This window comes from Gracilibacillus timonensis, from assembly GCF_900086715.1.
Lineage (GTDB): Bacteria > Bacillota > Bacilli > Bacillales > Amphibacillaceae > Gracilibacillus > Gracilibacillus timonensis.
The window spans coordinates 874,075-888,426 of sequence record NZ_FLKH01000012.1; the positions used below are offsets into that span (position 1 = coordinate 874,075).

Annotated in this window: 12 protein-coding genes; 10 read left to right on the forward strand and 2 right to left on the reverse strand. The window is 41.3% G+C overall.

Annotation, left to right across the window (positions count from 1 at the left end):
* Positions 1-11 precede the first annotated feature (11 nt).
* The 3 genes from tnpB (at position 12) to spo0A (ending at position 3,191) form a co-directional block, all read left to right on the forward strand.
* Positions 12-362, forward strand: a complete 351-nt coding sequence (tnpB, locus tag BN6556_RS15340; protein WP_205410304.1) for an IS66 family insertion sequence element accessory protein TnpB — start codon at positions 12-14, stop codon at positions 360-362.
* A 66-nt stretch (positions 363-428) separates the two neighbouring features.
* The gene (gene tnpC, locus BN6556_RS15345; RefSeq protein ID WP_222860568.1) at positions 429-1,979 is read left to right on the forward strand and encodes an IS66 family transposase; all 1,551 of its coding nucleotides are present in this window, start codon (positions 429-431) and stop codon (positions 1,977-1,979) included.
* Positions 1,980-2,408: 429 nt separating this feature from the next.
* On the forward strand, positions 2,409-3,191 hold the full coding sequence (spo0A, locus tag BN6556_RS15350) for a sporulation transcription factor Spo0A (RefSeq protein WP_066193054.1): 783 nt from the start codon (positions 2,409-2,411) through the stop codon (positions 3,189-3,191).
* A gap of 394 nt (positions 3,192-3,585) precedes the next feature.
* On the opposite strand, the gene BN6556_RS15355 is transcribed toward spo0A, so the two are convergent.
* A complete protein-coding gene (locus BN6556_RS15355; RefSeq protein ID WP_235817540.1) occupies positions 3,586-4,668 on the reverse strand; it encodes a mechanosensitive ion channel family protein in 1,083 nt (360 codons plus the stop codon).
* A 495-nt stretch (positions 4,669-5,163) separates the two neighbouring features.
* Here BN6556_RS15355 and BN6556_RS15360 point away from each other — a divergent pair, with 495 nt between their 5' ends.
* Entirely contained in the window at positions 5,164-6,516 is a 1,353-nt protein-coding gene (locus tag BN6556_RS15360; protein ID WP_066193056.1) for an aspartate kinase, read from the forward strand.
* Between the two features lie 23 nt (positions 6,517-6,539).
* On the opposite strand, the gene BN6556_RS15365 is transcribed toward BN6556_RS15360, so the two are convergent.
* Positions 6,540-6,782, reverse strand: coding sequence for a DUF2627 domain-containing protein (locus tag BN6556_RS15365; RefSeq protein ID WP_066193058.1), 243 nt, complete (start codon positions 6,780-6,782; stop codon positions 6,540-6,542).
* Between the two features lie 130 nt (positions 6,783-6,912).
* Between BN6556_RS15365 and BN6556_RS15370 the strand changes: the two genes are divergently transcribed.
* The 6 genes from BN6556_RS15370 to BN6556_RS15395 are packed head-to-tail and all read left to right on the forward strand — an operon-like array spanning position 6,913 to position 14,290.
* A complete protein-coding gene (locus BN6556_RS15370) occupies positions 6,913-8,496 on the forward strand; it encodes an AAA-type ATPase lid domain-containing protein (protein WP_161485717.1) in 1,584 nt (527 codons plus the stop codon).
* Positions 8,493-9,572 (forward strand): butyrate kinase, encoded by a 1,080-nt coding sequence (buk, locus tag BN6556_RS15375; protein ID WP_066193062.1) that lies wholly within the window; start codon positions 8,493-8,495, stop codon positions 9,570-9,572. Before BN6556_RS15370 ends, buk begins: the two co-directional genes overlap by 4 nt.
* 14 nt (positions 9,573-9,586) lie before the next feature.
* Complete coding sequence (lpdA, locus tag BN6556_RS15380; protein WP_066193063.1) at positions 9,587-10,996, forward strand: dihydrolipoyl dehydrogenase; 1,410 nt, start codon at positions 9,587-9,589, stop codon at positions 10,994-10,996.
* A 1-nt stretch (position 10,997) separates the two neighbouring features.
* Positions 10,998-11,999, forward strand: a complete 1,002-nt coding sequence (locus tag BN6556_RS15385; protein ID WP_066193065.1) for a thiamine pyrophosphate-dependent dehydrogenase E1 component subunit alpha — start codon at positions 10,998-11,000, stop codon at positions 11,997-11,999.
* On the forward strand, positions 11,999-12,982 hold the full coding sequence (locus BN6556_RS15390) for an alpha-ketoacid dehydrogenase subunit beta (protein ID WP_066193067.1): 984 nt from the start codon (positions 11,999-12,001) through the stop codon (positions 12,980-12,982). The genes BN6556_RS15385 and BN6556_RS15390 overlap by 1 nt, the downstream gene beginning before the upstream one ends.
* A 36-nt stretch (positions 12,983-13,018) precedes the next feature.
* Positions 13,019-14,290 carry a dihydrolipoamide acetyltransferase family protein gene (locus tag BN6556_RS15395; protein WP_392388611.1) on the forward strand — a complete coding sequence of 424 codons (1,272 nt, stop codon included), beginning with the start codon at positions 13,019-13,021 and terminating at the stop codon, positions 14,288-14,290.
* Positions 14,291-14,352 lie beyond the last annotated feature (62 nt).

The following is a 14,352-nucleotide window of genomic DNA, read 5'->3' on the forward strand; positions in this document are numbered from 1 at the left end:
GGTTTTTCTATTTGATTGTTAATTTAAAGCAAGCGAAAGGGTTTTATATTGTATGTGGAAAAACAGACATGCGGTATGGGATTGATTCGTTGGCTTATACGGTGCAATCCCAATTCCATTTAGATCCTTTTCAAGAAGCGTTGTTTTTCTTTTGTGGAAACAAGCAGGATCGCTTCAAGATGTTGCATTGGGATGGAGAAGGTTTCTGGCTGTTATATAAACGGTTTGAAAATGGGCAATTAAAATGGCCTCGAACGACCAAAGAAGCCCGGGAACTGACCAGTCAACAAGTGGATTGGCTACTCCGTGGTTTTTCGATTGATCCACCGATACAAATCGCTTCTTCTCGCGCCTTTTATTAAATAAAGAGTGCTTTTATATCCCTTTTATGGTATAATATAGTTAGAAAATAAAAGGGAGAAACGCGTATGAGTCCCGAGGAGACATTACTAAAAATCAACGAAGCACAAGTGAAACAAATCGAACAATTAACAGCTCAGCTCGCTCAACAAGCGAATGAGCTGACATTGTTGCGGGAACAAGTCGCTTACCTCACCCAAAAAATCTTCGGTAAATCCAAAGAAACACTACCTCCTGATCATCAACTCACCTTCTTTGATGCACCAGAAGCCCCTCCTATCGTGGAAGAGGACATCGAGGAGGTTACCGCGAAACGGAAGAAAACAAAAGGCAGAAAAAAAGCCATTTTAGACCAGTTTCCGGAGCAGCCTGTTCACCATCGACTGGAGGGAGAAGCCTGTACTTGCCCCACGTGTGAGGCAACGTTGGACGCCATCGGGAGCTATGCCGTGCGAGAAGAAGTCATTTACCTTCCTGCCAAGCTTCAACGACAAGTGCACTACCAACACGCTTATAAGTGCGCAGCCTGTTCCAAACAAGGGCCAGAAGATAAGATTATCAAAGCACCAGTTCCCAAAGCGCCTATCGATAATAGCTTGGGTTCTGCTTCGATTATTGCCCAGTCGATGCATCAGAAATTTGAGTTAAAAGTACCTGCCTATCGTCAAGAAAAAGGTTGGCACCGCATTGGTTTACCCATTACGCGCCAACAAATTGCCAATTGGCATATACGAGTGTCGGAGTATTATTTAGCCCCTTTTTATCAACTGTTGAAAGACACGCTACTTCAACAGCCGATGTTACATGCCGATGAAACAACGTATCGGGTGTTGGAAAGTGATACCGTGAATACGCATTTTTGGACCTTTTTAAGCGCCAAACATAGTGAAAAGCCGATCACGCTCTATCATCACGATCCAAGTCGGGGAGCCCATGTCGCTCAAAGCTTTCTTGGTACGTATAAAGGGTACATCCATTGTGATATGTGGAAAGCTTATCAAGCCCTTTCTAACGTAGAGTTGGTCGGGTGTTGGGCGCATGTTCGTCGCAAATTCATAGACGCGATGCCAAAGGATTGTCCCGCCGATGCGTTGAGTCGACAAGCAGCCGAGAGGTGTGACCAATTCTTCACGTATGAGCGCGCGTGGTCCAAACTATCCGATGAGGAAAGGCTGGAGAAACGCCAAACCATCTTGAAACCCAAAATGGATGCCTTTTTTGATTGGTTACGGGAACAAGATCCTTTATCCGGCAGCAAGTTAGGCGAAGCGATACAGTATGCTTTGACATACGAGTCCACGTTTCGCACGGTCTTGAAAGATGCGAAACTAGCGCTTGATAACAACCGAGCCGAACGCGCCATCAAACCCTTCGTGATGGGAAGAAAAAACTGGTTATTCAGCGCCACCTATGAAGGAGCGACAGCCGCTGCGATTATCATGAGTATCATCGAAACAGCGAAACAAAATAACCTCGTTCCCGAAAAATATATCACTTATTTACTCGAAGAACTTCCTAACCTTCCCACCTTAGCCAATGAGGAAGATTGGAAGGCTTATTTGCCATGGCGTTCCCACGTCAAAGAACGTTGCCAGGAAAGAACGCTGCCAAAGCCATGAAACAAGAAATAAGGATAAATCTCCCCAACCCTTCTGTTCCTCTTTCTAGAACAGTTTATCGCAGGGTTGGGGATTTTTCTATACACTTGAGTATTGATCGCTTACGAACGTCCTCTGATCAAGAGCACCTATCTGAGAAATCTGAGAAATGACTATAGTTCATTTTCCGGAGCAGGTAAAACAGATCAACATTATCACATGGAACAGTTTGTTTGCAGCACCTGTCTTATTAGCAGTTGATACTTGATTTTCACTATTGAATCCGTTAACAAAATTTGTTATGCTTAAATAAAGATTTTTCGACAAACAGCATGTCGATAATTGACAGTAAGTTTTTTACAACAAAAGCAGGAATTCTCTTTGTTTTGTCGAAAATATTAGTTGATGACAAAATAATTTAGCAAGATCATAATTGAAGGAGGACTTTTTGTGGAAAAAACAAAGGTTATGTTAGTGGATGACAATCGCGAATTGGTGGAATTGATGGAAGAATACTTAGAATACCAAGAGGGGCTTGAGGTAGTAGGCAAGGCTTATAACGGTAAGGAATGCCTGGAAATATTGGAAGATATACAACCGGATGTGGTTGTTTTAGATATTATCATGCCCCATATCGATGGATTGGCGGTGTTGTCAAAGTTAAAGCAAAATGATGAGACAAAGCATATTAATGTCATTATGTTGACGGCATTCGGGCAAGAAGAAGTAACCAAAAAAGCAGTTAATCTAGGGGCATCTTATTTTATTTTAAAACCATTTGACTTAGAATATCTGGCCGAACAAATTAAGCAGGTTCATGGTATACAAACATCTATACAGCACGAAACTGCGTCTTCTAGTCAATCGTCAAAAAAGAAATTCGATTTAGAGGCCAATATCACACATATTATTCATGAAATTGGAGTCCCTGCACATATTAAGGGATATATGTACTTGCGCGAAGCCATTACAATGGTCTATAATGATATCGAACTGTTAGGATCGATTACCAAGGTACTCTATCCCGATATTGCTTCGAAATACAAAACAACTGCTTCACGAGTGGAACGTGCTATTCGTCATGCCATCGAGGTAGCGTGGAGCAGAGGGAATATGGATTCCATTTCTTCTTTGTTTGGTTATACAGTCAGCGTCTCCAAAGCAAAACCCACCAACTCCGAATTTATTGCGATGGTCGCTGATCGTCTCCGATTGGAACATCGAGCGAGTTAAGGCAGTGTGAGGCACGGAAGCTTTATTAAAATAAAAGCATTGATTAATTTGTTGACTTATAAAAGGTCAGAAAAACCGGGCATAATTCGCCCGGTCCTATACCGACCACTCAAAGTAGCCACTGAACTGCTCGTTCATTCAAGGTCAAAATCATTCCAAGTCCTCTCATACCAAGGATTTTATACTTTCTTACAAAAAACCGGGCGAAAACCAGCCCGGTCCTTTATTTTGCTATCCGAAACTAGATACTAACTGCCGATTCGTTCCATATAAAATAATTCCAATCCCTATTATATCAATGATTATAAACTTTCCTAATTTACAAAAAAGGGAAAGGGACACGAAATGGTCCCTTTCCCTTCCATCTAAGAATGTTATGCAGATAGTCGCCGTTTTATGAGGCGCGACCGGTTTGGTCTTGATCATTAAAATAGATCGAACGAGTCGGAAAGGCCACTTCCACTCCTTCTTCTTCCAATATATCCATGATTTTAAAATTCATGGCTTCTTTGATATCCAAGTGTTCTTCCCAAGCAGTTGTTTTAGTAAAGAGATAGAACATAATATCCAGGCTATTTTCATTATATTCGGAGAACTTTACAAAAATAGTCTCAGGATGGATATCCTCATTGTTTTTTAAGTAGGTTCTAATCTTGTCTAATACGTTATCCAGCTGTTCTTTCGATGTTTCATACGTGACCCCAAGTGTAAAGGAAATCTGTCGTTTACCCATTAAACTCCAATTAGTAATTGGCTCATTGGAAAGGGTAGCGTTTGGGATGGTCACTAATGAATCCTGAAAGGTACGAATGATTGTACTACGGAAATTGATATCCTCAACCGTACCTTCCACACTAGGTGTCATAATCCAATCCCCAATCGAAAATGGTTTTTCTGTAATAATCACCACTCCACCGAAAAGGTTTTTGATGACTTCTTGTGCCGCCAAAGCAAAGGCTAAACCACCTAACCCTAACCCAGCGACAAATCCGCTGACGTCATAACCGAATTCCTGGGCGATAATACTTAAAGCAATCGCAATGATAATAAAGCGAAGGGCTTTCGATAGGAAAGGAAGTAATATTTGATCCACTTCAAAGTTTAGTGTTTCCCCGATCTTTTTGAAGAAAAGGGAAGAGCTTGAGCTTAAATTATAGAGCCACCAGGCAACCGCGATAATGACAGAAATACTGAGTAATTGTCCTACAAGCTCTGCCTTTTGACTGATAAATGGAAAGTAGGCTAACGCGATATAGATACCAATCACTACAAACAAGAAACGTAATGGCTTCTCAAAAGCCTTAAGTGCAGCATTTAAGAATTCCGTTTTGCTATTATTGGTTAGTTTGACAAATAAATAAAAAACATACTTAATAAAAATCTTTCGAATGAGGAAAGCAACCAAAATGATGGCAATACTAATCCCCAGTTGTATATAGTCGTCCATCGTTATGTTTTCCCAAAATCTCCAATTCAAATAAATCCCTCCTGGTTTCGTTTCGACATGTTGCGGATTTTGATGTTTCTCCCTTTTCCCTTTTTTCCATTCGCACTCTATTATCTTTTACCTTGAATGATTGTACACTTTAACATACTATGCGACAGATTTCCAATCAACCGCTATAAAATTGCATAATAGTTCTCGTTATATAAGTTGAATGAATAATGTGAGCAAAGCCTTACTTGTCACACGTTTTATTATATTTATAAGTTCAACTTATATAATTAAAGTTTACATCTTAAAATCCGGATTTTTTGTCCTACATTATCAGATCATAGCATAATCAAAAATGCATTCGCAACCATTTACCAGAGAATAAGGAGTGAATTTTACGATCTCATGCATGAAGAATCGTTTAGCGTCGATATTCGACTGTATCTTTCGTGTTAGAGCACATTTTTGTTTAACATTTTGTCGTAAGATGTGATACTATTTTAGTGATATAAAATAATTATTGGAGAGGTTAGATACATGAAGGTAGCAAAGTTTGGAGGAAGTTCAGTAGCAAGCGCTGAACAATTACAGAAAGTAGCAAAGATTATCCAGGATGACAAAGATCGCAAAGTAGTGGTTGTTTCTGCTCCTGGAAAACGTTTTTCAGATGATGTGAAGGTAACCGACCTTCTTATTCAATTGGGGGATACTTATTTAAAGGATGAGCCTTATCAAGGACAATTGAAAGTAATCCTCGATCGTTTTCGAGAAATTACCACGGAATTAGGCATTTCAGAAACCATTATTGATGAAATAAAAACAGGAGTGGAACGAATTTTTGCTTCAGACGATAGTGTGGCCTTAAAAATGGACGCACTCAAGGCAACAGGGGAAGACTCCCTTGCCAAAGTATTGAGTGCCTACTTACAATCGCTTGGACTGAAGGCGACGTATTTAAATCCGCAAGAGGCAGGGATTTTGGTTAGTGATACACCTGGCAATGCCCAAATCTTATCGGAAAGTTACGATCTTTTATACCGATTGCGGGAACGGGATGAGATTGTTGTCATTCCAGGATTTTTTGGTTATTCAAAAACAGGTAAATTAGTCACTTTTTCACGAGGTGGATCCGATATCACTGGTTCCATCGTCGCGGCAGGTGTAAGGGCAGATTTGTATGAAAACTTTACCGATGTCGATTCCGTGTATTGTGTCAATCCGACGATTGTTGATCAGCCAAAGCAGATTACATCCTTAACCTATAAAGAAATGCGTGAGCTTTCTTATGCTGGTTTTTCGGTGTTTCATGACGAGGCCCTCATTCCAGCGTTTAAAGCGGATATTCCGGTCTGTATCAAAAACACAAATAATCCTAAAGGAATGGGGACTATTATCGTTTCCAAAAAGGAACCACAGCCGAACCCTGTGGTAGGAATTGCAAGTGATACTGGTTTTATTAGTATATATGTCAGTAAATACTTAATGAACCGAGAACTTGGTTTTGGTCGGAAGCTATTAACGATTTTAGATGATGAAGATATCTCATTTGAGCATACACCATCTGGTATTGATGATATTTCCGTGATTATTCGTGAATCTCTATTAACAGAAGAAAAAGAAGCGCGGATTATTTCTCGCATCAAAGAGGAACTTGATCCCGACACAGTTACGGTGGAGCGTGACTTAGCATTGATTATGGTAGTTGGCGAAGGAATGGATAGCGGAATTGGTCTAGCTGATAAAGCAACCCATGCCTTCACCAAAGCTAATGTAAGTATCAAAATGATGAACCAAGGATCTTCTGAGGTATCGATGATGTTTGGCATTAAGTCAAATAAAGTGAATGAATCCGTAAAGGAACTGTATCATATTTTCTTTGAAGTCAATTAAAAATAACAGGTGCTCCTGCTTGATTAAGAGGAGTACCTGTTATTTTTTTCACCCTTGGTTAGCTTTCGTTTGCGGTCTCTATGTAGAATAAAGCCAGCGATAAATACAAGTCCGCCAACAAATAGACCTAATCCGGCAATAAACTGTATGACAATATGGAAAAAGAAAGGTGTTAATTCACCAAAGAATGCATCGCGCATTAATTTGATGCCATAGGTTGCTAAAATGGCAGGTAATACTAATATAAATAAAGCTATAATCCTCAACCGTTTTCCCCCTAATGTTATGGAAATACCTTCATTATAGCAAAAAAAAGAAAGAAAAGAAATCTCATATACCTTGCAATTGTTTGCAAGGTGTATTATCCTTTAGGTATGAAAAAACATGCAAGGTGTGATGAAAATAACTGCAAACATATTCTCCCGTTATCATGATGTATTAAATCAATTGACGATTGCTGTGGTAGTAACAGATAAGACTGGTGTGGTTATCTATACGAATCAAACCGCCTTAACAATGTTTGAACGAGCAAGTTTAAAAGATGTAAAACTAACAGAATTGTTGAAAGCTCCTTGCATAGAAGAAGTGAAACGAGTGCACCACCCACTGGACCGTCTGGATAGAATCAAGACGACCGGTCAAAAGGTGATTAATAACTACGCCCCTTTTTTAGACGAAAAGGGGAGACTGCAAGGAATTTTGTTAAGCATTGAGACAGCTAAGAGCTTTCAAGATCGAGAAAGGGCTATCCATGATACGGATTTAGAGAAAGAAATTTTCGAACAATTGTTGGTAAGCAGCCAACATGAATTTCGGGTGTTGTTAGCCGATCAACAAGTGTGGCTGACTAGTAAACATTGGGATGAAGTGATACGACAAGCCAGCCCATATATGATATCGCTGGCGAATCAACAAGCGACAGAAGTTCTAACATCCAGAAGAGAAAAAAAAGAAACTACTTTGCCAACAACAGCGGCTAAAACAGATAAGGTGCAGTTAATCAGCCGTCCCTTACAAAGAAACGGAAAATTATTAGGTTGTATGCAATATGTGCTAACAGATCCTTCGCATGAATGGAGAAGTGAACTGGAACTGGCAAAAAAAGTGATACGAAAAATAGAAAAAACAGAACAAATCAAGGATATTGCTGGTGAACATCATGTAGTCGAAATTGCTAGAGAGCAGGCAAGGTTGTATGCGAAGATGGATACAACCATCGTGATCCGGGGCGACAAAGGAACTGGGAAGAAGATGTTAGCGCGAGCTATCCATCAAGCGAGCCGCCAAGCCATACACCCGTTTATCATCCAGCATTTTTCCCAGATGGAAGATCATTCTGTTTCTAAATTAAAGGAAAACATGGAATTCGGCACCATTTATTTTCATATAGATGAGGGGCTTTCCAAACAAAAACAGATGCAGCTACTCCATTTTTTGCAGGAGCAGAAATCGGTACGGTGTATATTTGGCACAGAAAAGCTGCTTATACCTGAACTATGGCACGCTCCGTTATATGAATACCTCCAATCTTATCAAATGATGTTGCCTGCCCTACAGGAACGGCTAGAGGACATGGAGACATTGGTGGAGGTATTCGTTCAGCAGATGAACTTGCAATTTGGTTTCACGATAAAATCAGTGGACCAGCAAGTATTGACATATTGGAAAGGGCTGAACTGGCCGGGTAATGTAGCACAATTACGACAAACCGTTGAACAAACGATCTGGAATCTGGACGTGAGTGATCATGTGATTACCGTCGATCACTTGCCGGGAGAGACATATAGCGCTCAACAGCTGCAACAAACAGAGCGGCCTTCCTTGCAAAACGCCATGGATCAATTCGAACAAAACTATATTTATGAAACATTAGAGGCGCATCACTTCAATAAGACACAAACAGCAAAGGCTTTGGGCGTGTCCGTACGTAACCTCTATTACAAAATGGATAAATATCAGATGGATCGAGGTGTTACATGAGTCATCACGTAACGAAACGAATATTAGTGATTAATCCGATGGTGGAATCCAATCAGATCGCATTATACGAGAATGAGGACTGTATCGTGGAAAAGTCACTCCCTATCAGCGAATTGGGCTTGCAACAGGAGATATTGTTGCAATTAGAGGAACGGAAACAATTGATTGTGGACTTTATGCAGGATATTGGCTTAAATGTGGCGACGATCGATGCGGTATGTGGGATAGGCGGATTGTTAAGACCAATTGAAGGTGGAACTTATCCAGTCAACGAACAGATGATTAAGGATCTAACCGAAGCTATTAACGGTAGCCACGTATCCAATCTGGGGGCACTACTGGCAGCTTCTATTGCTGCGGACTGGCATGTGTCCGCCTACATCGTCGATCCAGTTGTAGTCGATGAAATGATGGATATTGCCAAGAAAACAGGGATTGTTTCGATTGAACGTAGTAGCGTTTTTCATGCGCTTAATCAAAAATCAGCAGCCCGTTCACTAGCACAACGTTTGTATCTGCGTTATGAGGAAGCGAATTTTATTGTGGCCCATATGGGTGGAGGTGTAACCGTTGGTGCTCATCAATATGGTAAGGTGATTGATGTAAATAATGGATTTGATGGGGATGGCCCTTTTTCTTTTGAAAGGGCGGGCAGTATTCCTAATAAAGATTTGATTCATCTTTGTTGGGAAACCAATCAAACTAAAGAAGCGATTGAGCAGCAAATCATCTACCAGAGTGGTATAAAGTCGTATCTAGGTATCGAAAGAAAAAGCGATTTAGCCTTACTATGGAGAACCGATCAGCAGAAGGTGGAGCAAGTCTTCGAGATATTAGCTTATCAAGTAGCAAAAGAAATAGGTAAGATGAGCACCGTTCTGGCAGGGAACGTTAATGCGATTGTATTAACTGGTGATCTAGCTGAATATGATGAATTAAATAAGCAAATTACCAACCAAGTCAGCTGGATTGCAGACGTTTACCATTATCCAGGGGAGAATATTATGTTAGCCTTAGCTCAAGGGACGCTTCGGGTACTACAAGGACAAGAAGAAGTCAAGCATTATCATAAATGAGAGGGATGTAATCAATGGCAATGAATTATGATTTAGTTGTTGTAGGTGGCGGTACCGGCGGCTATATAGCAGCTATCCATGCGGCACAGGCAGGACTGAAAACAGCGATTGTAGAAAAAGATAAACTAGGCGGAACATGTTTACATAAAGGCTGTATACCGACAAAAGCATTACTAAAAAGTGCCGCTGTTTATCAACAAGTAAAGCACGCAGAGACTTATGGAGTAGAAACAGGAGAAACCTCTTTCCATCTAGAAACGGCAATGAAGCGGAAAAATCAAGTAGTTGCCACCTTATATAATGGCGTTCAGCAGCTTATTAGCTCCCATAAGATTGATCTATATAACGGTTATGGACGTATCTTGGGACCATCCATTTTTTCTCCGATGGCTGGATCTATTTCGGTGGAGTATGAGGATGACAGAGAGAATGATATTCTAGTTCCCAAAAATGTACTGCTGGCAACCGGCTCTTCACCAAGTTCATTATCATTAGTAGAGGTTGACCACCGTTTGATTGTCACCTCTGATGATTTAGTGCATCTGGAACAATTGCCTGAATCGATAGTCATTGTGGGAGGAGGAGTCATCGGGATCGAATGGGCCTCTTTTTTACATGATGTCGGAGTGGAGGTCTCGGTTATAGAGGCGCAAGAGCAAATCTTGCCAGGCTTTGATCAAGATATTGTGAAACAAGTGCGGCAAGATCTACAAAAGAAAGGCATTCATATTTATGAACAGACTTTATTGAAAAAAGTAGAGGCCGACCAAGACGTGACCGTTACCTACCAGCTGACAGACAAGCAGGAGAGCATATCTGCTGATAAGTTGCTGCTAGCCGTTGGAAGAAAAGCCAACACTCATAAGATAGGCGTTGAGAACACCGATATGGAGATGGATGCCCATGGCTTCATCCAAGTCAATAACCATTTTCAGACAAAAGAAGATCATATTTATGCAATTGGAGACATGATAGGTGGCAAGCAGCTTGCCCATGTCGCGACCTATGAAGGGAAGAAAGCTGTTGACCATATGATTGGTGTAAATAGCAGTTCACTCACCGAGCAAGAGATGCCATCTTGCGTTTACAGTAATCCTGAAATTGCCACAATCGGGTTGACCGAACAAGCAGTACAAGCTAAAGGACTGGATTATTCCGTGGCAAAGGTATCAGGGCTTGCGATTGGCAAGGCACATGTAAATGGTAATACGAATGGCTTCACCAAGATTATTACCGATAACAAGACGAATGATGTATTAGGAATTCATATGGTTGGCGATCAGGTAACCGAATTAATCGGCCAAGCTAGTACAGCCAAATATTTTGATAGCTCTGTGATGGAACTGTCAGAGGTTATCTATCCACATCCATCTTTAAGTGAAATGATAGGAGAAGCTGCATTAGCAGCTGAGAGGAGGAATTAACATGGTTAATCAAACGGAAACAGTAGGACTAGATAAGGACACGTTGGTGGCAATGTATCGAGAAATGTTACTAGCAAGACGCATAGACGAGCGGATGTGGCTCTTGAATCGATCGGGAAGTATCCCATTTGTTGTTTCCTGTCAGGGACAAGAAGTATTGCAAATTGCCACTTCCTTTGCGTTGAATAAGGAGGAAGATCATATCTTACCTTATTATCGTGACCTAGGTGTGGTGTTGCATTTTGGCATGACTACCAGAGAAGTTTTTCTACAAGCTTACGGTAAGGCAGAAGATCCTAACTCAGGTGGTCGTCAAATGCCTGGTCACTATGGCCAGAAGAAAAATCGCATTATTACAGGATCTTCACCGGTAACGACACAAGTACCACATGCGGCAGGTTTTGCCCTTGCCTCGAAGATGGAGCGTAAATCAGCCGTTTCTTTTGTTACCTTAGGGGAAGGTTCTTCTAATCAAGGAGATTTCCACGAAGGATTAAACTTTGCAGCAGTTCATAAATTACCGATGATTGTCATGGTCGAGAATAATAAATATGCAATTAGCGTGCCATTAAGTAAACAGGTTGCCTGTGAGAACATTTCTGATCGAGCAGTCGGTTATGGTATACCTGGGGTGACCGTTGATGGGGATGACGCTTTAGAAGTGTACCGAGTGGTGAAGGAAGCACATGAGCGTGCCTTAAAAGGCAAGGGACCAACCTTGGTTGAAACTATTTCTTATCGACTCACTCCGCACTCAAGTGATGATGATGATATGACTTATCGAACCAAGGATGAAGTCAGTCAATACAAAACGACTGACGGTATTGCGCGATTCCGGGATATGTTAATCGAACAAGGCTATTTGACAGAAGCAGAAGATCAAGCGATTGAAGCAGACTTAAAACAAGAGATTAATGAGGCTACAGAGTATGCCGAGCAAGCACCATATGCCGATGTGTCAACATTAACGGATCATGTTTATGGAGTAGGAGGGAAAGCATAGTGGCTGTCTTAAACTATATTCAAGCAGTGAATCAGGCTTTAAAAGAAGAGTTAGAACGAGACGAGAAAGTGTTTATTTTAGGAGAAGATGTCGGGAAGCGTGGTGGTGTTTTTCTAGCGACGGAGGGGTTATATGATCAGTTTGGTGAAGAACGGGTGATAGATACCCCGTTGGCAGAATCAGCCATTGCAGGTGTAGGTATTGGAGCTGCGATGTATGGTATGAGACCCGTTGCTGAGATGCAGTTTGCTGACTTTATTTTGCCGGCAGTGAATCAAATTATCTCTGAAGCGGCTAGGATTCGTTATCGTTCGAATAATGATTGGCATTGTCCGGTGACAATTAGGGCGCCTTATGGAGCGGGTGTTCATGGCGGTCTCTATCATTCCCAATCCATTGAAGCCATTTTTGCTAACCAGCCTGGATTGAAAGTAGTGATGCCTTCCAGTCCTTATGATGTGAAAGGATTATTAAAGGCTGCGATTCGCGATGAAGATCCTGTATTATTTTTAGAGCATAAACGGGCTTATCGTTTGTTGAAGGAAGAAGTACCAGAGGAAGATTATACGCTTCCGATTGGTAAGGCAGAGGTGAAAAGAAGCGGGGAGGATGTCACGGTCATTACCTACGGATTATGTGTGCACTTTGCAAAACAGGCCGCTGAAAAGCTGGAACAAGAGGGAATAAGCACGGAGATTCTTGATTTGCGCACCGTTTATCCAATAGATCAGCAAGCAATTATTGAAGCAGCGTCCAAGACTGGTAAGGTATTGCTCGTTACAGAGGATAATAAAGAAGGCAGTATCCTCGGAGAAGTCGCTGCCATTATTAGTGAGCATTGCTTATACGATTTAGACGCACCTATTACACGATTAGCAGGCCCTGATGTACCGGCAACATCGTTTGCACCGCCATTGGAGAAAGAATTCTTAATCAATGCGGATAAGGTAGAGCAGGCCATTCGTGACTTAGCGGAATTTTAAAGAGGAGTGAGAAACGTGACGATCCAGAGAATTAATATGCCTCAATTAGGCGAAAGTGTAACAGAAGGCACGATTAGCACTTGGCTTGTTCAAGTGGGTGATCAAATTGAGAAGTATGATCCCATTGCAGAAGTGATGACAGATAAGGTAAATGCCGAGGTACCTTCTTCTTTCTCCGGTACCATTACGGAGTTAATTGCAGAGGAAGGCGAGACAATAGAAGTAGGTCAGTTGATGTGTTACATAGAAGTGGAAGGTGAAGCAGAAGAAACCGCCTCTATGCCAGCTGCATCTGCAGAGAGTCAAGTAACAGTGGACACTGGTGATCATACGAATATGAAAAAACGCTATTCTCCTGTCGTGATGCGTTTGGCTCAGGAGCATAATATAGATTTAAATACCATAAATGGCACTGGAAAAGGTGGAAGAATCACGAGGAAAGATGTAGAGGCATGGATAGCAAGCGGAAAATCTGAGGTGAAAGAAACCAACCATTCAGAGCCGGTTTTAGACGCAACGATTGCAGAGCCAGAACCAGAGCCACAAGAAGACGCCATCGAGGAGTTCACACCTCCAATCATTAGAAGAAGAGCAGTGAAGGCAAATCCTGGAGATCGAGAGATACCCGTTACGGGTCTGAGAAAAACAATTGCTCAGAACATGGTACGGTCCAAAACGGAAATCCCGCATGCATGGATGATGATTGAGGTAGACGTCACCAACCTTGTGGCTTATCGTAATGCAGAAAAAGACAGCTTTAGAGAAAATGAAGGCTATAATTTATCCTATTTTGCTTTCTTTTTAAATGCCGTAGCTAAGGCATTGAAAAAATTCCCAGAGTTGAATAGCTGCTGGGCAGGGGATAAGATTATCCAGCGGAATGATATCAATCTTTCTATTGCAGTGGCTCATGAACATGAATTGTATGTACCCGTCATCAAAAATGTGGATGAGAAGAGCATTAAAGGGATTGCGAAAGAAATTGCGCAATTAGCCAAAAAGGCAAGGACGAACTCCTTAACACAAGAAGATATGGAAGGCGGAACCTTTACTGTTAATAATACGGGTTCATTCGGTTCCGTAGAATCAATGGGGGTTATTAATTATCCACAATCGGCTATCTTGCAAGTAGAATCGATTGTGAAGCGGCCAGTGATTATTGATGATATGTTTGCCGCACGTGATATGGTGAATCTGTGTCTATCATTAGATCATCGTGTGTTAGATGGTATTATCTGTGGCGCCTTTATGTCGCACGTAAAAGCAATCCTGGAGAACATCTCCAGCGATACAACACCAATTTATTAAGAACTTGCTGCATCAATGGTAGTTTATAATATAATGATTATTTTTTGCATGGCAAGCGCTCC

Coding starts and splice junctions, on each gene's coding strand:
- tnpC (WP_222860568.1), top strand. CDS start 429: ATGAGTCCCGAGGAGACATTACTAAAAATCAACGAAGCACAAGTGAAA.
- BN6556_RS15360 (WP_066193056.1), top strand. CDS start 5,164: ATGAAGGTAGCAAAGTTTGGAGGAAGTTCAGTAGCAAGCGCTGAACAA.
- BN6556_RS15370 (WP_161485717.1), top strand. CDS start 6,913: ATGAAAATAACTGCAAACATATTCTCCCGTTATCATGATGTATTAAAT.
- buk (WP_066193062.1), top strand. CDS start 8,493: ATGAGTCATCACGTAACGAAACGAATATTAGTGATTAATCCGATGGTG.
- lpdA (WP_066193063.1), top strand. CDS start 9,587: ATGGCAATGAATTATGATTTAGTTGTTGTAGGTGGCGGTACCGGCGGC.
- BN6556_RS15385 (WP_066193065.1), top strand. CDS start 10,998: ATGGTTAATCAAACGGAAACAGTAGGACTAGATAAGGACACGTTGGTG.
- BN6556_RS15395 (WP_392388611.1), top strand. CDS start 13,019: ATGCCTCAATTAGGCGAAAGTGTAACAGAAGGCACGATTAGCACTTGG.